At 72.4% G+C, this 16,001-nt stretch carries 17 protein-coding genes and 1 pseudogene; 10 read left to right on the top strand and 8 right to left on the bottom strand.

Annotated elements, in window-relative coordinates:
• The first annotated feature begins 270 nt into the window (after nt 1-270).
• Nucleotides 271-2,331: a phosphocholine-specific phospholipase C gene (locus N6H00_RS36335; protein WP_268976115.1), complete on the top strand. Its 2,061-nt coding sequence runs from the start codon at nt 271-273 to the stop codon at nt 2,329-2,331.
• A 91-nt stretch (nt 2,332-2,422) separates the two neighbouring features.
• Here N6H00_RS36335 and N6H00_RS36330 read toward each other — a convergent pair whose 3' ends face one another.
• On the bottom strand, nt 2,423-3,313 hold the full coding sequence (locus tag N6H00_RS36330; protein WP_268976114.1) for a helix-turn-helix transcriptional regulator: 891 nt from the start codon (nt 3,311-3,313) through the stop codon (nt 2,423-2,425).
• A 132-nt stretch (nt 3,314-3,445) separates the two neighbouring features.
• Here N6H00_RS36330 and N6H00_RS36325 point away from each other — a divergent pair, with 132 nt between their 5' ends.
• From N6H00_RS36325 to N6H00_RS36315, 3 genes are read left to right on the top strand one after another with little or no spacing between them, the layout of a single operon-like run.
• Nucleotides 3,446-4,039, top strand: coding sequence for a non-oxidative hydroxyarylic acid decarboxylases subunit B (locus N6H00_RS36325; protein ID WP_268976113.1), 594 nt, complete (start codon nt 3,446-3,448; stop codon nt 4,037-4,039).
• A gap of 29 nt (nt 4,040-4,068) precedes the next feature.
• The gene (locus N6H00_RS36320; protein ID WP_268976112.1) at nt 4,069-5,493 is read left to right on the top strand and encodes a non-oxidative hydroxyarylic acid decarboxylases subunit C; all 1,425 of its coding nucleotides are present in this window, start codon (nt 4,069-4,071) and stop codon (nt 5,491-5,493) included.
• A 35-nt stretch (nt 5,494-5,528) separates the two neighbouring features.
• On the top strand, nt 5,529-5,777 hold the full coding sequence (locus tag N6H00_RS36315; protein ID WP_268976111.1) for a non-oxidative hydroxyarylic acid decarboxylases subunit D: 249 nt from the start codon (nt 5,529-5,531) through the stop codon (nt 5,775-5,777).
• A 4-nt stretch (nt 5,778-5,781) separates the two neighbouring features.
• Here N6H00_RS36315 and N6H00_RS36310 read toward each other — a convergent pair whose 3' ends face one another.
• The 3 genes from N6H00_RS36310 to N6H00_RS36300 form a co-directional block, all read right to left on the bottom strand.
• Nucleotides 5,782-7,017 (bottom strand): cytochrome P450, encoded by a 1,236-nt coding sequence (locus tag N6H00_RS36310; protein WP_268976110.1) that lies wholly within the window; start codon nt 7,015-7,017, stop codon nt 5,782-5,784.
• 90 nt (nt 7,018-7,107) lie between these two features.
• A complete protein-coding gene (locus N6H00_RS36305; RefSeq protein WP_268976109.1) occupies nt 7,108-7,308 on the bottom strand; it encodes a ferredoxin in 201 nt (66 codons plus the stop codon).
• Complete coding sequence (locus tag N6H00_RS36300; protein WP_268977256.1) at nt 7,305-7,922, bottom strand: TetR/AcrR family transcriptional regulator; 618 nt, start codon at nt 7,920-7,922, stop codon at nt 7,305-7,307. Before N6H00_RS36300 ends, N6H00_RS36305 begins: the two co-directional genes overlap by 4 nt.
• 157 nt (nt 7,923-8,079) lie before the next feature.
• Between N6H00_RS36300 and N6H00_RS36295 the strand changes: the two genes are divergently transcribed.
• The 3 genes and pseudogenes from N6H00_RS36295 to N6H00_RS36285 form a co-directional block, all read left to right on the top strand.
• Entirely contained in the window at nt 8,080-8,916 is an 837-nt protein-coding gene (locus N6H00_RS36295) for a maleylpyruvate isomerase family mycothiol-dependent enzyme (RefSeq protein WP_268976108.1), read from the top strand.
• Between the two features lie 86 nt (nt 8,917-9,002).
• Nucleotides 9,003-9,509: a mycothiol transferase gene (locus N6H00_RS36290; RefSeq protein WP_268976107.1), complete on the top strand. Its 507-nt coding sequence runs from the start codon at nt 9,003-9,005 to the stop codon at nt 9,507-9,509.
• 28 nt (nt 9,510-9,537) lie between these two features.
• Nucleotides 9,538-10,008, top strand: a pseudogene (locus N6H00_RS36285) (SRPBCC family protein); the annotation flags it as partial.
• A 48-nt stretch (nt 10,009-10,056) separates the two neighbouring features.
• On the opposite strand, the gene N6H00_RS36280 reads toward N6H00_RS36285, so the two are convergent.
• Nucleotides 10,057-10,743: a LysE family translocator gene (locus N6H00_RS36280; protein ID WP_268976106.1), complete on the bottom strand. Its 687-nt coding sequence runs from the start codon at nt 10,741-10,743 to the stop codon at nt 10,057-10,059.
• Between the two features lie 87 nt (nt 10,744-10,830).
• Nucleotides 10,831-11,952 carry a diaminopropionate ammonia-lyase gene (locus tag N6H00_RS36275; protein ID WP_268976105.1) on the bottom strand — a complete coding sequence of 374 codons (1,122 nt, stop codon included), beginning with the start codon at nt 11,950-11,952 and terminating at the stop codon, nt 10,831-10,833.
• A 90-nt stretch (nt 11,953-12,042) separates the two neighbouring features.
• Between N6H00_RS36275 and N6H00_RS36270 the strand changes: the two genes are divergently transcribed.
• From N6H00_RS36270 to N6H00_RS36260, 3 genes are all read left to right on the top strand, one after another.
• Nucleotides 12,043-12,969 (top strand): LysR family transcriptional regulator, encoded by a 927-nt coding sequence (locus N6H00_RS36270; protein WP_268976104.1) that lies wholly within the window; start codon nt 12,043-12,045, stop codon nt 12,967-12,969.
• Nucleotides 12,970-13,076: 107 nt separating this feature from the next.
• Entirely contained in the window at nt 13,077-13,373 is a 297-nt protein-coding gene (locus tag N6H00_RS36265; protein WP_268976103.1) for a hypothetical protein, read from the top strand.
• Nucleotides 13,374-13,597: 224 nt separating this feature from the next.
• Nucleotides 13,598-13,843 carry a hypothetical protein gene (locus tag N6H00_RS36260; protein ID WP_268976102.1) on the top strand — a complete coding sequence of 82 codons (246 nt, stop codon included), beginning with the start codon at nt 13,598-13,600 and terminating at the stop codon, nt 13,841-13,843.
• A 78-nt stretch (nt 13,844-13,921) separates the two neighbouring features.
• On the opposite strand, the gene N6H00_RS36255 is transcribed toward N6H00_RS36260, so the two are convergent.
• On the bottom strand, nt 13,922-15,097 hold the full coding sequence (locus N6H00_RS36255) for a damage-control phosphatase ARMT1 family protein (RefSeq protein WP_268976100.1): 1,176 nt from the start codon (nt 15,095-15,097) through the stop codon (nt 13,922-13,924).
• Between the two features lie 34 nt (nt 15,098-15,131).
• The gene (locus tag N6H00_RS36250) at nt 15,132-15,974 is read right to left on the bottom strand and encodes a pentapeptide repeat-containing protein (RefSeq protein ID WP_268976099.1); all 843 of its coding nucleotides are present in this window, start codon (nt 15,972-15,974) and stop codon (nt 15,132-15,134) included.
• Nucleotides 15,975-16,001 lie beyond the last annotated feature (27 nt).

Genomic DNA, 16,001 nt, shown 5'->3' with positions numbered 1-16,001 from the left:
ACAGGTCGCGTGCCCGCCCTCGGCGCCCTGAAACGAAATTCCCCTCGGTGAATGCGGGTGCCCCGGTGCGGCGTTGTGCGCTCCGGCTCCAGAGGTGCCCGTTCGGGCCCGCGGAAGCGCCCGCGGCCAGGGCCCGAGCGCCCGCGTCCACAATTTACGGAGGCTTTCCCGCCGTTTCGCCCGTGGGCCGTTGTCCGTACCGGTCCGGCACAAGAGACTGCACCGGTCCCCTCGCTCCCTTATCGAAACGTCCCAGGAGACCGGACCTTCATGACCTCCATAGACCGCAGAAGATTCATGCAACTGGCCGGCACCGGCACGGCGATGTCCCTGCTCTCCGCCAGCATCGCGCGCGCCGCCCAGATTCCGGCCAACCGCCGGACCGGCAGTCTGCGGGACATCGAGCACATCGTGGTGCTGATGCAGGAGAACCGCTCCTTCGACCACTACTTCGGCACCCTGCGCGGGGTCCGGGGATTCGGGGATCCGCGGCCGGTGCGGCTGCCCGGCGGGAAACCGGTGTGGCACCAGTCCGACGGCACCAAGGACGTCCTGCCGTTCCGGCCCGAGGTGAACGACCTCGGCCTCCAGTTCCTCCAGGACCTGCCGCACGGCTGGGGCGACGGCCACGCCGCGTTCAACGCCGGCGCCTACGACAAGTGGGTGCCCGCGAAGTCGGCCACCACCATGGCGTATCTGACCCGCGAGGACATCCCGTTCCACTACGCGCTGGCCGACGCCTTCACCATCTGCGACGCCTACCACTGCTCGTTCATCGGCTCCACCGACCCCAACCGCTACTACCTGTGGTCCGGTTACACCGGCAACGACGGCAAGGGCGGCGGCCCGGTCCTGGACAACGCGGAGGCCGGCTACGGGTGGACCACCTACCCCGAGCGCCTGGAGCGGGCCGGGGTCTCCTGGAAGATCTACCAGGACATCGGCGACGGCCTCGACGCCGACGGCGGCTGGGGCTGGATCGAGGACGCCTACCGCGGCAACTACGGCGACAACTCGCTGCTGTACTTCGACCAGTATCGCGACGCCGCCCCCGGCGACCCGCTGTACGACAAGGCCCGCACCGGCACCGACGCCAAGAACGGCGACGGCCTCTTCGACATCCTGCGGGCCGATGTGCGGGCCGGGAAGCTGCCGCAGGTCTCCTGGATCGCGGCGCCCGAGGCCTTCACCGAGCACCCCAACTGGCCCGCCAACTACGGCGCCTGGTACATCGCGCAGGTGCTGGACGCGCTGACCGCCGACCCCGAGGTGTGGAGCAGGACCGCGCTGCTGATCACCTACGACGAGAACGACGGCTTCTTCGACCACGTGGTGCCGCCGTACGCGCCGGCCGCGGGGCGGGGCGGTTCGACCGTGGACACCACCGGGGAGCTGTTCGCCGGCTCCGCCACGCAGCCCGCGGGCCCGTACGGGCTGGGGCAGCGGGTGCCGATGCTGGTGGTCTCGCCGTGGAGCAAGGGCGGCTGGGTGTGCTCGCAGACCCTGGACCACACCTCGGTCATCCGGCTCATCGAGCGGCGCTTCGGCGTCCAGGAGCCGAACATCTCGCCGTGGCGGCGGGCGGTGTGCGGCGATCTGACCGCGGCCTTCGACTTCTCCCGGACCGATGTGAAGGTCCCGGCCCTGCCGGACACCAGCGGCTACCGCCCCAAGGACAACGACCGGCACCCCGACTACGTGCCGGCGGTCCCGGCACACCCCTCGCTGCCCCGGCAGGAGTCCGGACTGCGCCCGGCCAGGCCGCTGCCGTACGACCTGTCGGCCGATGCCGTGACCGCCGCCGACGGCACTGTGCGGATCGACTTCGGCAACCACGGACAGGTGGCCGGGGCGCACTTCCACGTGACCTCCGCGAGCCATGCGGGCGGCCCGTGGGGCTACACCGTCGAAGCCGGCAAGCGGCTGTCCGGCGACTGGCGGCGCTCCTCGGACGACCGGGGCGGCTATGACCTCCAGGTGCACGGCCCGGCCGGTTTCCTGCGCCACTTCACCGGCCACGCCACCGGCAAGGGCCCGGAGGTGAGCGCCCGCCACGACCGCGCGACCGGCCAGGTCCGGCTGACCCTCACCCATGACGGCGACACGACGGTGCGGCTCACCGTGACGGACGGCTACCACGGGGAGAAGCCGGTGGAGTACCGGCTCCGGCCGGGCGCGCGGGTGGTGCACACCGCGCGCACCGGGCACAACCACCAGTGGTACGACCTGTCGGTGGTCTCCGACCACGACAGCGGCTATCTGCGCCGGCTGGCCGGACATGTGGAGACCGGCCGGGCGGGGAAGAGCGACCCCGCGCTCTCGGCGGACTGATCCCACCGCCACCGGCCCCGTCTCGCGCGTCCGTCCGGCGGTTGCCCGCCCCGGGCGGGCGCGCGAGGCGTTCCCCGGCGGGTACGGGCGGTCAGTGACGGCCGCCCGAGGCGCGGGCGCGGAAACCGGCCGGGGTCTCGCCGGAGCGCCGCCGGAAGAACTTGGTGAAGACGGTGGCGTCCGGGAAGCCGAGCCGCTCGCCGATGGCCGTGGCGGACAGATCGGTGTGCACCAGCAGCCGCTTGGCCTCCAGCAGCACCCGGTCGTCGATGAACCGCTTGGCGCCGCATCCGGCGGTGGCGCGGGTGGCGCGGGTGAGGGTGCGGACGCTGTAGCCCAGCCGGGCCGCGTAGTCCTCGACCCGGTGGGTGCGGGTGTAGTCGCGCTCCACGGCCTGCTGGAAGCGGCGGAACGCCTCGCTGCCCGTGGTGTCCCCGCTCGGGGCGCCGGGCAGATGGGCCAGCCGCAGCACGAGGACGGCGACGAGGTGGCGCACCACCTCGATATGCGCCTCCAGCGGCCCGGACGTCGTCCGGTACTCGTTCTCCAGCAGGTCCAGGACGCCGCGGACGGCCCTCGCGGCGGCGCCCTCGGGGACCACCAGCGGGTGCTGCGGCGCGGGCCGGTCCAGCCGGGCGGCCACCGCGCTGGCGGCGCCGAGATAGCCGGGCGGGAAGAGCACGGCGGCGCCCTCGGCGGCGTCGAGGTCGGAGCGGAACTGGTGGATCTGCCCGGGGCGCACCCACATCCAGCCGCCCTCGGTCAGCTCGTGCTCGGTGAAGTCCACCGAGCAGCGCAGCGCACCGGAGCGCACGGTGATCAGCTGGTGGAAGGCGAGCCGCATCGGGGCGCGGACGTCGAGGCCATGGCTGTGTGCGCGGGCGGCCAGCCCGGGGAAATCCAGGACCACCGCTCCCGGCGGGGCTCCCACGGAGGGCCGGAACGGAACCTCGGTGACATCACGGTGTCCGTTTCTGTCCATAGCGCGTCCTCAGTGTACGGCTGGTGTGGCCTGGTCCGCATCTAGCGTGGAGTGCGTTGCGATGAACGGGTGACCGAAAGAGTCCCCATGTCCATCGCGTCCCCGCCACCGACAGCAGCCAAGGGAGAGCGTGTGCGATTGATCGTGGGCATGACGGGAGCCACGGGTGCCGTGTTCGGCGTCCGGCTGCTGGAGCGGCTGGCCGAACTGCCCGAGGTGGAGACCCATCTGGTGCTCAGCCGCTGGGCGCGCACCACGATCGAGCTGGAGACCGGCCGGTCCGCCCGTGAGGTGGCCGCGCTCGCCGATGTGGCCCACTCCCCCGAGGACCAGGGCGCCACCATCTCCTCCGGCTCCTTCCGCACCGACGGCATGATCATCGCGCCGTGCTCGATGAAGACGCTCGCCGGGATCCGCGCCGGATACGCCGACGGCCTGGTGGGACGCGCCGCGGACGTGGTCCTCAAGGAGCGGCGTAGGCTCGTTCTCGTACCGAGGGAGACCCCGCTCAGCGAAATCCACCTGGAGAACATGCTGGCGCTCTCCCGGATGGGCGTGCGGATGGTTCCGCCCATGCCCGCGTTCTACAACCACCCCCGGTCGGTGGACGACATCGTCGACCACATCACGGCACGCCTGCTCGACCAGTTCGACCTGCCCGCGCCCGCCGCCAAGCGGTGGGAGGGCATGCGTGCCGCCCGCGGCCCGAAGCCCACCGCCGCCTGATTCCCGCACCCCCGCATTTGGAGTTCCCCATGGCCTACGACGACTTCCGCGGCTTTCTCGAAGCCCTCCGGAAGGAGGGTCAGCTGCTGCACATCACCGACGAGGTGCTGCCGGAGCCGGACATCGCCGCCGCCGCGAACGCCGCCCCGCGCCTGGGCGACCAGGCCCCCGCCCTGTACTTCGACAACGTCAAGGGCTTCACCGACGCGCGGATCGCGCTCAATGTGCACGGCTCCTGGGCCAACCACGCGCTCGCGCTCGGCCTGCCCAAGGAGACCGGCACCAAGGAGCAGGTCGAGGAGTTCATCCGCCGCTGGGACACCTTCCCGGTCGCCCCCGAGTGGCGGGAGAACCCGCTGTGGGCCGAGAACACCCTGGAGGGCGAGGACGCCGACATCTTCCGGGTGCTCCCGCTGATCCGGCTCAACGACGGCGACGGCGGCTTCTACATCGACAAGGCGGCCGTGGTCTCCAAGGACCCCGACGACCCCGAGCACAGCGGCAAGCAGAACGTCGGCATCTACCGCATCGAGGTCAAGGGCCGGCGCACACTGGCCATCCAGCCGGTGCCGGTGCACGACATCGCCCAGCATCTGCACACCGCCGAGGAGCGGGGCGAGGACCTGCCGGTGGCCATCACGCTCGGCAACGAGCCGATGATCTCCATCGTGGCCTCCACCCCGATGGAGTACGAGCAGAACGAGTACGAGCTGGCCGGTGCCCTGCGCGGCGCGCCCACGCCGCTCGCCAAGGCCCCGCTGACCGGGCTGCCCGTGCCGTGGGGCTCGGAGGTGGTCATCGAGGGCGTGATCGAGGGCCGCAAGCGGGAGATCGAGGGCCCGTTCGGCGAGTTCACCGGCCACTACTCCGGCGGCCGGAACATGCCCGTCATCCGCATCGACCGGATCTCGTACCGCACCAACCCCGTCTTCGAGCACCTCTACCTCGGCATGCCGTGGACCGAGGTGGACTACCTGATCGCCGCCAGCACCTGTGTGCCGATGTACAAGCAGCTGCGCCGCGACTTCCCCGAGGTCCGGGCGGTCAACGCGATGTACACCCACGGCCTGGTCGTCATCGTGTCCACCAAGAAGCGCTACGGCGGTTTCGCCAAGGCCGTGGGCATGCGGGTGCTGACCACCCCGCACGGCCTCGGCTACGCCACCACCGTGATCGTGGTGGACGAGGACGTGGACCCGTTCAACCTGCCCCAGGTGATGTGGGCGCTGTCCACGAAGATGAACCCGGCCGGCGATCTGGTCCAGATCCCCAATCTGCCGGTGCTGGAGCTGGCCCCGCAGGCCATCACGCCCGGTATCACCGACAAGCTCGTCATCGACGCCACCACCCCGGTCGCCCCCGACAACCGCGGCAACTACGGCACCCAGGTGCGCGATCTGCCCGAGACGGGCGAGTGGCTGGCCCGGTTGCAGAAGCTCGCCGGCGCCCGCTGACCGCCCCCGCTCCCCCACCCCACGGAAGGACCATGATGTCCGACACCACCCCCCTGTGCCCGCGCTGTGCCCACCGGACGATCGAGCACATCTTCGACTCCCCCGTCCCCGGCGTCTGGGAGGTGCTCCAGTGCGGGCGCTGCCTGTACATGTGGCGCACCAGCGAGCCCGCACGGCGCACCCGGCGCGACGCCTATCCCGAGGAGTTCATGATGACGCCCGAGCAGATCGGCGCCGCGCCGCAGGTCCCGGCCGTTCCGCCGCTGCGGACGCCCGCGGCCTGAACCGCTACCAGGTGACGGGGAGTTCATAGACCCCGTAGATCACCGCCTCGTACTTGAACGGGATGTCCGACAGATCCGTCGCCATCCGCAGCGTGGGGACACGCCGGAAGAGGGTGGGGTAGACCACCTGGAGCTCCATCCGGGCCAGCGGCTGGCCCAGACAGTGGTGGGTGCCCACGCCGAACGCCTGGTGGTGACGGGCGTCGCGGCCGATGTCCAGCCGGTCCGGGTCGGGGAAGACCGCCGGGTCCCGGTTGGCCAGCTCGCCCAGCAGGATCACCCCCTCACCGGCCCGGATGGTCCGGCCGGCGATCTCGATGTCCTCCAGTGCCGTGCGGCGGCGTCCGAGGTGGACGACGCTGAGGTAGCGCAGGAGTTCCTCCACCGCGGAGGCGATCACCTTGGGGTCGTCGGCCGCCCGGATGCGGGCGAGCTGTTCGGGGTGCTGGAGCAGCAGCAGCGTACCCATCGTGATCATGTTGGCGGTGGTCTCGTGTCCGCCGAGGAGCAGCAGCACGCCCATCGCGACCGCCTCGCGGCGGGTGAGCTCACCGGCCTTGATCCGCTCACCGAGACCGGAGAGCAGGTCCTCGCCGGGCTTGCCGAGCTTCTCGCCCACCAGCTGGTCCAGGTACTCACCCAGCAGGGTGTGCGCGGCCCGCCGCTCCTCGGGCGTGGCCACGGCGGAGACCAGGACCCTGCTGTTGGTCTGGAAGAACTCATGGTCCTCGTACGGGACGCCGAGCAGCTCGGAGATCACCAGCGAGGGCAGCGGCAGCGCGAGCGCCTGGACCAGGTCGGCCGGTTTCGGACCGGCCAGCATGCGGGCGATGAAGTCGTCCACCATCTCCCGCACCACGGGGCGCATCGCCTCCACCCGCTTGATGGTGAAGGCGCCGCTGACCATGCGGCGCAGCCGGGCGTGCTCCGGATCGTCCATCCCGACGAAGCTCAGGTCGGTGGCCTGCCGCTCGCCGCCCGTGTGCGGCACGGGGCTCGGGAAGCCGGGGTGGGAGAAGTCGGCGCTCAGCCGGGGGTCGGAGAGCAGCGTCTTCTGCTCGGCGTGGCCGGTCACCACCCAGGGGGTGCTGTCGTTCCAGGACCGGACCCGGGTCAGCGGGCCCCGCCGCGCCAGCCCGCGCAGCTCCGGGGACGGGTCGAAGGGGCAGGCCGCGGCCCGCGGCTGGGGGAAGTCGGGGATCTCGGCCGACGTGTCGTCGGCCACGGGCGAGGTGGTCATGGTCTTCCTCCGATGGTCGGTCGGCGTGGGCCGGTCACGCGGGGACGGCGAGCGCCCGCGCGGGCAGGCGCGGCCGGGCCGACGGCGCGGTCACGCGGTGTCGCCCAGCCGGATCGCGGCGGCCGGGCACATGCTCGCGGCCTCCCGGACGGCGGCGTGCCGCTCTTCGGCCGGCTCGGCGTCGAGGAGGACGACGATGCCGTCCTCCTCGCGCTGGTCGAACACCTCGGGCGCGAGGAGCACGCACTGGCCCGCGCCGCAGCACTTCGCCTCATCGACGGTGATCTTCATGTCCGGGTCTCCTTGGCTGGGGAACGGGGGGTGACCGGGGCGAGGAGCAGACCGGTGATGGCGTCGGTCAGCGCACCGGCCGTGTCGTCCCAGGACGGCTGGCGCGTGCTGATCCCCTCGGCCAGGGCGCGCTCCCGTTCGGCACAGGTGTGCGTGATCAACTGGCGGGCCATGTCGCCGCGTTCGGCCCGTACCTCGGCGGGCAGGGCGTCCAGGCAGCGGCCCAGGCCGTGGAGGGTTTCCCGCAGCGGCTCCCGGGTGAGGGCCTCGTCGGTGACGATCGCCCGCAGTACCGGGTCGGTCAGCACCTGCACGGCGAACCGGGCGTGCCAGGAGGGGACGCCCAGGGTGGCCAGGTGCTCGGGGGCGGGCCGCACCAGGCAGGCCACCCAGTCCCGGACCTCCCGGCTGCCGCGGGTCTCGTCCAGCATCCGCTGCCGGATCCGCTCGATCGCCTCGGAGTGCTTGCGCATGATGGCACGCACCAGATCCGCCCTGGTGCCGAAGTGGTAGCCGACCGCGGCGACATTGCCCTGCCCGGCCGCCTCGCTGATCTGCCGGTTGGACACCGCGACCAGTCCGTGTTCGGCGTAGAGCCGTTCCGCCGCGGCCATGATGGCTTCGCGGGTCTCGACGGAGCGGACAGTGCGGGCGCCGGCCACCGCGGCCTCCGGTCTGGATCGTTCGCGTGAGCTGTCGACACCACCTTAAAACAGGTGAATTAAACAAAGCAACTGGCCGAGCGCGGAAGCCACCTGACAGAGTGCTGCCATGGACTATTCAGCCCATTTCCATCGTGAGATCGTGGCGTTCGAGCAGGTGGCCCGTGGCGCCGCCGACGGGGCGGACGCGCCGCTGATCCCCTCCTGCCCCGGCTGGACGATGTCGGATCTGGTACTGCACCTGGGCGGGGTGCACCGTCTGATCGCCCGTGTGATCCGGGAGCGGCTCACCCAGCAGCCGGACCTCACCGACGTCACCCTCTTCGACCTTCCCGAGGACCGCGCGGGCTGGCCGGGGCTCACCGGCGCACCGCATCACGGCCCGGTGCCGGTGGGCCTCGTCGACTGGTTCGCCGAGGGGGCCGCCCGGCTCGAGGCGCTGTTCCGGAGCGGTGACCCGGACGCGGCGGTGTGGACCTGGTCGGCGGAGCGGACGGCGGGATTCTGGCTGCGGATGCAGACCATCGAGGCGGCCCTGCACCGCTGGGACGCCGAGCAGGCGGCCGGCGGACCGGCCCGGCCGATCGAGCCCGACCTCGCGGCGGACGCCGTGGCCCAGACGTTCGAGGTGATGGCACCGGCCCGGCGGGCGTGGCGGGAGGCCCCTCCCGGCGCGGGTGAGCGGTTCCGGTTCCGCCGGACCGACGGTCCGGGGCTGTGGACGGTCCGGTTCGACGGCGATGACGTCCGGCTCACCACGGGCGCGGCGGATGAGGGCGCCGCTGACGAGGGCGCCGACGACGCGTCCCGCGCTGTCGAACTGGCCGGGACCGCCTCCGATCTGGCGCTGTTCCTGTGGCGGCGGCTCCCCGCGGACCGGCTCGAGAAGGTGACCGGCGACCAGGCGGTGCTCGACCGCTACTTCACCCTCGTCCCGCCCGTGTGAATCGCCTCCCGGCGAGTCGGCACCCCGCGGCCCGCGCCGCGGGGTGAAACCATGGCCGGGAGGTAACCACGAGCGAGGAGCCGCGAATGAACAGCGCCGATCTGCTGGCCGACGCCTTCGAGCGGGTGGGTGAGGAGGTGCACGCGGCCGTGGCCGGGCTCTCGGCGGACGAGCTGGCCGTGCGGCTGGACAGCGGGGCCAATTCGATCGCCTGGCTGGTGTGGCATCTGACCCGGGTCCAGGACGACCACATCGCCGACGCGGCCGGCACCGAGCAGCTGTGGACGTCCGAGGGCTGGGCCGAGCGGTTCGGCCTGCCGTTCCCTCCGGAGGCCACCGGCTACGGCCACCGGAGCAAGGACGTGGCGGCGGTGCGGGCGGACGCCGAGCTGCTCACCGGGTACTACGACGCGGTGCACGAGAACACGCTCGCCTTCGTGCGCGGGCTGCGGGACCACGATCTGGACCGGATCGTGGACGAGCGGTGGACACCGCCGGTGAGCCTCGGCGTCCGGCTGATCAGCGTGATCGCCGACGATCTGCAGCACGCGGGACAGGCGGCGTTCATCCGCGGCACGATCCGCAGGCGGTAGGGCGGAATCGCGACACCATCACCCGGCACGACGAGCGGAGGAAGCGATGGCCGACAGACCGGCGTTCCGGTACGTCATCTATATCGAGGGCACGGCGGAGAAGGTCTGGCACGCGCTGACCGACGCCGACCTCACGGCCGAGTACTGGGACCACCACAACGTGTCGGACTGGCAGGCCGGCTCCGCGTGGGAACACCGGCGGACGGACGGCTCCGGCATCGCCGACGTCGTCGGCCGGGTCGTGGCGAGCTCACCGCCCACCCGGCTGGTGACCACCTGGGCCCTGCCCGACGCGGCCGCCGCCGAGCCTTCCCGGGTCACCTTCGGCATCGAGCCGCACGGCGACATCGTCCGGCTGACCGTGACCCATGAGAACCTGCCGGACGAGACCGAGCGGGCCACCGCGGCCCACGGCTGGGCCGCGGTGCTGTCCAATCTGAAGTCGCTGATCGAGACGGGCAGCCCGCTGCCGCAGTGGCCCTGGCTGGTCCCCCGCTGACGGCCGCCCCGGCCACCGCCGGCCGTGGCACCGTGAGACCCGGGCCGATCAAGCGGAGGTGGTCGCGACCGCGAGGCCGAAGCCGATCAGCACCACGCCCGTGGTCCACCCGAGCGCGCGGTGGACCCGCGGCGTGCGGAGGACCGGCCCGGCCTTGGACAGCAGGAGCACATAGCCGCTCAGCCAGGCGAGGGTGAGGCCGGCGTGGAGCAGGACGAGCAGCGTCATGGCCCAGGCGGTCGGCAGCCGGGGCGGGGCCAGTGTGGGGAGCAGGCCGGTGTAGCTGACGGCGATCTTCGGGTTGAGGACATTGCTGATCAGGCCGGTGCGCCACGGACTCCCGGCGGTGGCGCGGGTGCCGGTTCCGGCGCCGGTTCCAGTGCCGGTTTCGCTGTCGGTTTCGGTGCCAGTTTCGGTGCCGGTGCCGGTTCCGGCCGGGGCGGTGGCGGCCCGGCGGTTGTGCCACAGCGCCCGTACGCCCAGGAACACCAGATAGCCGGCGCCCAGCAGCTTGACGGCCAGATAGGCCGCGGGTGAGGCGGCCAGCACGGCCGCGAGACCGGCCACGGTGAGCGCGCCCCAGACCAGCAGCCCGGTCGCGATCCCGCCCACGGTCCGCAACGCGTCCGCGGGGCCGGCCGCGATGGCACGCCGGGTCACCACCGCCATGTCCGGGCCGGGCACGATGGTCAGCAGGCCCAGGACACCGATGGCGGCCGCGAAATGGGTCAGCATGCCGCCGCCCTCCTCCGGGTCGAACCGGTCGGCGGCGGGGCGGGGGTGCGGTCGTTCAACGCGGTGGGTCTTTCGGGGGTCGGGATGTCAGCGGTCGGTGGTGGCGGAGTGCGGGTTGGCGGCCGGGCCTTCGGTGCTCAGCAGCACGACCACCGAGGACGGGCCGAGCCCCAGCGCCGCACGGCGCTCCCCCGCGCCCCCGCCGGTGAGCGCCGCGCGCACACCGGCGAGCGCCGCGGCCCCGCAGGGGCCCGAGGCGACGCCGAGCGCGGCGAGGCGGGCTGCCGCGCGGGCGCTGTCGGGATCGGAGACGGCGACGGCGGCGTCCAGCCCGCCCCGGAGGTAGGGCCAGGCGATACTGGACGGGGTGCCGCAGTTCAGCCCGGCCATGGCGGTGTCACCGGTGGTGACGCTGACGGGTGCGCCGAGGGTGAGGCTTTCCAGGACGCAGGCCGCGGCCCGCGGCTCCACCGACAGCAGCGCCGGAGTCCGCCCGGACGGGCGGCTGCGGTAGTGGGTGACCACGGCTTGGGCCAGGGACCCCACACCCACCGGTACGGAGACGAGGTCGGGCCCCCGGGCGGCCCCTTCGGCCGCCAGCTGCTCGTCGGTCTCGGCGCAGAGGGTGGAGTAGCCCTCGACGATCCACCCCGGGATCCGCTCATAGCCCGGCCAGGCCGTGTCCTGGACCAGGACCGCCGCCGGTCCGGCAGCCGCCTCGGCCGCCAGGCGCACCGCCTCGTCGTACGGCCCCGGGACCTCGGTGACCCGCGCCCCCTCGGCGGCGATGGCCGCCACGGCCCGCCGGTGCACCCCACGGGGCACGAAGACGTGGGCGCGCTGCCCGAACAGGCGCGCCATCCGCGCCACCGCGCGGCCGTGGTTGCCGTCGGTGGCGGTCACCAGGGTGACCGGGCCCGGTTCGCCGCTCGTGGCCCGTTCGGCGAGGGCGCGGTGGACCGCCCAGGACGCGCCCAGCGCCTTGAACGCGGGCAGCCCCAGACGGCACGACTCGTCCTTGACGAAGACCCGGCCGACCCTCAACTCCGCCGCCAGCGGCGGTAGTTCGGTCAGCGGGGTGGGCGTGTAGCCGGGCAGTGCGGCATGGAAGTCGCGCACCTCGGCGGGGGCGGGCGCACACCGCCAGGTGCGGGCGCCGGGCCGTACGGACCACGGCAGCGCACCGAGGGAGGAAGCGTTTTCGGACACCCGTCCAGGGTCCACTGCCTCCTACGATCGGGTCCAGCGAATGTTTTCGACCTATACTCATCGGCCATCCCGATGATTCGCGGAGTACCGATGTTCGACCTGCACCGGCTGCGCCTGCTGCGTGAGCTCAAGCGCCGCGGCACCCTCGCGGCCGTCGCCGCGGCCCTGTCCTACGCTCCCTCCTCCGTCTCCCAGCAGCTCTCACAGCTGGAATCGGAGGTCGGCGTCCGCCTGCTGGAGCCGGTCGGGCGGCGGGTACGGCTGACCGAGCAGGCGGAGATCCTCGTGGCCCACACCGAGGTGATCCTCGAACGCCTGGAGCGCGCGGAGGCGGACATCGCCGCGTCCCTGACCGACCTGACCGGCACCCTGCGCATCGCCTCGTTCCAGACGGCCGCGCTGACCCTGGTCCCGGCCACCCTCGATCTGCTGCGCGCCCGCCACCCGCGGCTGCGCGTCCACGTCACGCACATGGAACCGGAAAAGTCCCTGCCCGCCCTGCAAGCCCGCGACTTCGACCTGGTCCTCGCCGAGGAATATCCCGGCAATCCCAATGCGCGGCCCGCCGAACTCGAACAGGAAGACCTGCTCGACGACCCCCTGCACCTCGCGCTGCCCCACGGGGCCGGCCGCCCGGACGCCGATGGCCCGACGGCGGCGCTGCGCTCACTCGCGCAGCACCCCTGGGTGATGGAGCCCGAAGGCACGGCCGCACGGCACTGGGCCATGACGCTGTGCCGCGACGCCGGTTTCGAACCCGACGTACGGTTCGAGACCGCCGACCTCCTGCTCCACCTCCGCCTCGTCGAGCAGAAACACGCCGCCGCCTTCCTTCCCGACCTCGTCTGGAGCGGACAGCGCCCGTCGGTCCCGCTGCGGCGGCTTCCGCGCGGCCGGCGCACCCGCCGCATCTTCACCGTCGTACGCCGCGGGAGCAACCGGCACCCCGCGATCCTGGCGTGCCGGGACGCCCTCGCGCGAGCGGCCGGCCTCCGCTCCGGCCAGAAGATGTCGTAGGCCGGACGGACCACCCTCCGGTGCGCTTACCCGGTTTTCGCCTGTTCTCCTTCGTTAAATCGGATCGTCAGACACATCTCGCACTGCGACTCGACTCGGAGGAATCCATGCAGATCGCGAAGAAGGCCGCCCTGCTGGCCGCGACCGCCGGCGCCCTGGCGCTCCTCGGCACCGGCACCGCGGCCGCCAACGGCGGAGGCAGCGGTTACGGCGGCGGTTACGGCGGCGGCTCCGACCGAACCAGCGGAGCCCCCACCGGCCCCACCAGCCTCGACGTCTCCACCTTCATCTTCCAGAGCAACAAGTGCGACACCAACAACGGGAGCGCCTGGTCCGTGGGCGGGCTCGGCCCGAGCGGTGACATCAACATCGGCGCCACCTGCCTCAACCACATCGGCGGGTAACCTCCGGCGGAACCGGCGGCGACCGAGGTCGCCCACTCGACGCGCTCCCCCCACCTCGCAGCGGTGGGGGGAGCATGTCGTTTCCGATGCCACCATTCGGGGTGCCAGAGGGGGAATCGTGCGCTGGACGGGTCACTCTCCGGTGTGCTTACCAGACTTCAATGGTCTTTCTTCCGTTAAATCATGATGTCAGTTCATACTGCGCCTCATTGACGGAGGAATCCATGCAGATCAGGAAGAAGGCCGCCCTGCTGACCGCGGCCGCAGGCACTCTGGTACTCCTCGGCACCGGCACCGCGGTCGCCAACGGCACCAGCGGGACAGCCCCCACCAGCTTCGACGTCTCCACCTTCATCTTCCAGAGCAACAAGTGCGACACCAGCAACGGGTGGGCCTTCTCCGGTGGCTACGGAGCCCCGAGCGGTGACATCAACATCGGCGCCACCTGCGTCAACAACATCGGCGGGTAACCCTCCGCGGAACCAGCGGCGGTCACCACCGCTGAACCAGCGCGCCCCTCACCCTTTCCGCGGTGAGGGGCGCGCGGCTCACCCCCGCACCTGGATCAGCGCATGGGCGCCGCTGGTGCGCCACCGGTCCTCCCGCGCGTCCAGCGCGGCCACGGTCGGCTCGTCGAGTCCGACGATCACATCCGACTTCAGGGTGCGCAGCGCGGCCACCGGGCCGGGGAAGTACCCGGTGCGGTCGGCGAAGGAGGTGGTCGGGGGCCACATCCGGTCGCCGACGAGGCGGCGGTAGTTCAGATCGCCCTTCATCACGGTGAGCGTGGCCCCGGCGAACTCACGCCGCAGATCGCCCGGCATCTCCTGGTACGGCAGCGGTGCGCGGAAGAAGTCATGCGCCCGCACCGTGAGCCGCCCGTCGCCCAAGGCCGCCCACAGCCGTCCGCCGACCCCCGCCGCGGCGCCCTTCGCCCCGGCCAGCCGGCGCAGACAGTCGACCACGTCCTCCATGGTGGCGTCGGAGACGTAGTACGGATACGGCTTCACCTGGAGCACCACCCGCTCGGCACGCCCGTGGTGGAGCACATGGTCGATGAGGACGAGGTCGGGGAGCAGCTCCCGCCCGGCGTTGTCCGCCACCACACACAGCGTGGCAGGGGAGCCGACGGGCAGCAGCGACCACAGCGCCTCCGCGTCGTCCGCGACCAGGGGCGGGGTGTCGGCGCCGGTCGCCTCCGCGCCCGTGGCGGAGAGGCGGAAGCCCAGGTCCGCGCGGTTGCCCCACAGCGAGCCGTGCACCAGCGCCTGGGCCTGTTCGCCGGCGGGCCGGCGCAGGACGTCATCGAGCGCGGCCAGCTCGGCCTCGGCCTGAGGGGTGTGCAGCTCGGCCTGTTTGAAGGGACGGAACGGATCGATGCCCCGCCAGGGGCCGTCGGCGAAGTAGCCCACGGCCTCCAGGAGCCGGCGGTAGAAGTAGCTCTCCGCCCACAGGAACGGGACGTCGAACCAGGACCGGCCGACGTGCTCCCGGCCCCACACCTCCCACCGGTCGTGGTCGTAGGCGGTGGGGGCGAGCGGGGGGATGGTGCCCCCGGCGCTGTTGTCGCGCAGCGCGTCGAGGGCGCGGTGCTGTTCGGGGCCGTACGGGAAGGCGTCGCGCACCTTCTCGATCAGCGCCGGATGGCGCTCGGCCAGCACACTCCGGGCGAACGACCCGGGCTCATCGGCACGGATCACGGGCGCGTCGACGGTGTCGGACATGGCAGTCAGGGTCGCACACCCGGGCAGCGGCCGGTCACCAGTGGGCGGGGCGGGTGAGGGCCGGTGGCAGCCGGGTGGCGGCGTCGCCCCGGGCCGCGTTCAGCCGGTCCTGGGTGAGGAAGACGGCTCCCCGGAGGTCGGCCCCGCTCAGATCGGCGTCGCGGAGGTCGGCCCCGATCAGATCGGCCGAGGTCAGATCGGCCCGTTCGAGGTCGGCCGCGATGAGACGGGCCCCGCGGAGGTTGGCACCCCGCAGATCGGCTCCGCGGAGGTCGGCGCCGATCAGATCGGCTCCCCTGCGGTTCTTCTTCCTGCCCGGTATCCGGGCCCGCACCAGGTCGCTCGTCCGCAGCAGCAGCTGATTGACCTGGGCGCGGTGGGCCGCCAGATCCAGCTCCCTCAGCTCGGCGGCGCTCCCGAGGGTGAGGCGCTCCGTCTCGTGCAGCGCCTGGCGCAGCGCGCCGTGGACCGGCCGGGCGGCGGGCAGGGTCAGGGCCTCGGTGAGGTACCAGAGCAGCTCATGGAGGTGGCGCACGACGGGGAAGACGGCGAACATCTCGGCGGCCGTGCCGGGGTGCCGCCGCCAGTCGCGGCCCTCGAAGGTGAACTGGGAGACCTTCTGTCCGGCGCCGAAGCAGTCGTAGACCGTACAGCCGGAGAAGCCCCGCTCCCGCAGCCGGGCGTGGATGCCGCAGCGGAAGTCGGACCGGAGGTGGCGGCAGGGCTCTCCCGCGTCCTTGCCGATCGCGAAGTCGGCCGAGGCCGCGAAGGGCAGGGCGACACAGCACAGGCCGAAGCAGCTGCCGCAGTCGGCCCGCAGGGCGGGGCGGTCCGCGCCGGCCGGGCCGGCGGAGGGGGGTTCGGTCGTGGGTGACACCGTGCGCGCTCTCCCGGGAGGACAAGA

It is taken from the genome of Streptomyces sp. S465 (genome assembly GCF_026898115.1).
Classification (GTDB): Bacteria; Actinomycetota; Actinomycetes; order Streptomycetales; family Streptomycetaceae; genus Streptomyces; species Streptomyces luomodiensis.
This window is presented reverse-complemented; position numbering and strand designations above follow the sequence as displayed.

What these genes read in the sequence shown, in the direction of transcription:
- N6H00_RS36260 (WP_268976102.1), top strand. Translation starts at nt 13,598, where the DNA reads ATGCAGATCAGGAAGAAGGCCGCCCTGCTGACCGCGGCCGCAGGCACT.
- N6H00_RS36305 (WP_268976109.1), bottom strand. Translation starts at nt 7,308, where the DNA reads ATGAAGATCACCGTCGATGAGGCGAAGTGCTGCGGCGCGGGCCAGTGC.
- N6H00_RS36310 (WP_268976110.1), bottom strand. Translation starts at nt 7,017, where the DNA reads ATGACCACCTCGCCCGTGGCCGACGACACGTCGGCCGAGATCCCCGAC.
- N6H00_RS36300 (WP_268977256.1), bottom strand. Translation starts at nt 7,922, where the DNA reads ATGGCCGCGGCGGAACGGCTCTACGCCGAACACGGACTGGTCGCGGTG.
- N6H00_RS36270 (WP_268976104.1), top strand. Translation starts at nt 12,043, where the DNA reads ATGTTCGACCTGCACCGGCTGCGCCTGCTGCGTGAGCTCAAGCGCCGC.
- N6H00_RS36290 (WP_268976107.1), top strand. Translation starts at nt 9,003, where the DNA reads ATGAACAGCGCCGATCTGCTGGCCGACGCCTTCGAGCGGGTGGGTGAG.
- N6H00_RS36280 (WP_268976106.1), bottom strand. Translation starts at nt 10,743, where the DNA reads ATGCTGACCCATTTCGCGGCCGCCATCGGTGTCCTGGGCCTGCTGACC.
- N6H00_RS36315 (WP_268976111.1), top strand. Translation starts at nt 5,529, where the DNA reads ATGTCCGACACCACCCCCCTGTGCCCGCGCTGTGCCCACCGGACGATC.
- N6H00_RS36320 (WP_268976112.1), top strand. Translation starts at nt 4,069, where the DNA reads ATGGCCTACGACGACTTCCGCGGCTTTCTCGAAGCCCTCCGGAAGGAG.
- N6H00_RS36255 (WP_268976100.1), bottom strand. Translation starts at nt 15,097, where the DNA reads ATGTCCGACACCGTCGACGCGCCCGTGATCCGTGCCGATGAGCCCGGG.
- N6H00_RS36265 (WP_268976103.1), top strand. Translation starts at nt 13,077, where the DNA reads ATGCAGATCGCGAAGAAGGCCGCCCTGCTGGCCGCGACCGCCGGCGCC.
- N6H00_RS36295 (WP_268976108.1), top strand. Translation starts at nt 8,080, where the DNA reads ATGGACTATTCAGCCCATTTCCATCGTGAGATCGTGGCGTTCGAGCAG.
- N6H00_RS36330 (WP_268976114.1), bottom strand. Translation starts at nt 3,313, where the DNA reads ATGGACAGAAACGGACACCGTGATGTCACCGAGGTTCCGTTCCGGCCC.
- N6H00_RS36335 (WP_268976115.1), top strand. Translation starts at nt 271, where the DNA reads ATGACCTCCATAGACCGCAGAAGATTCATGCAACTGGCCGGCACCGGC.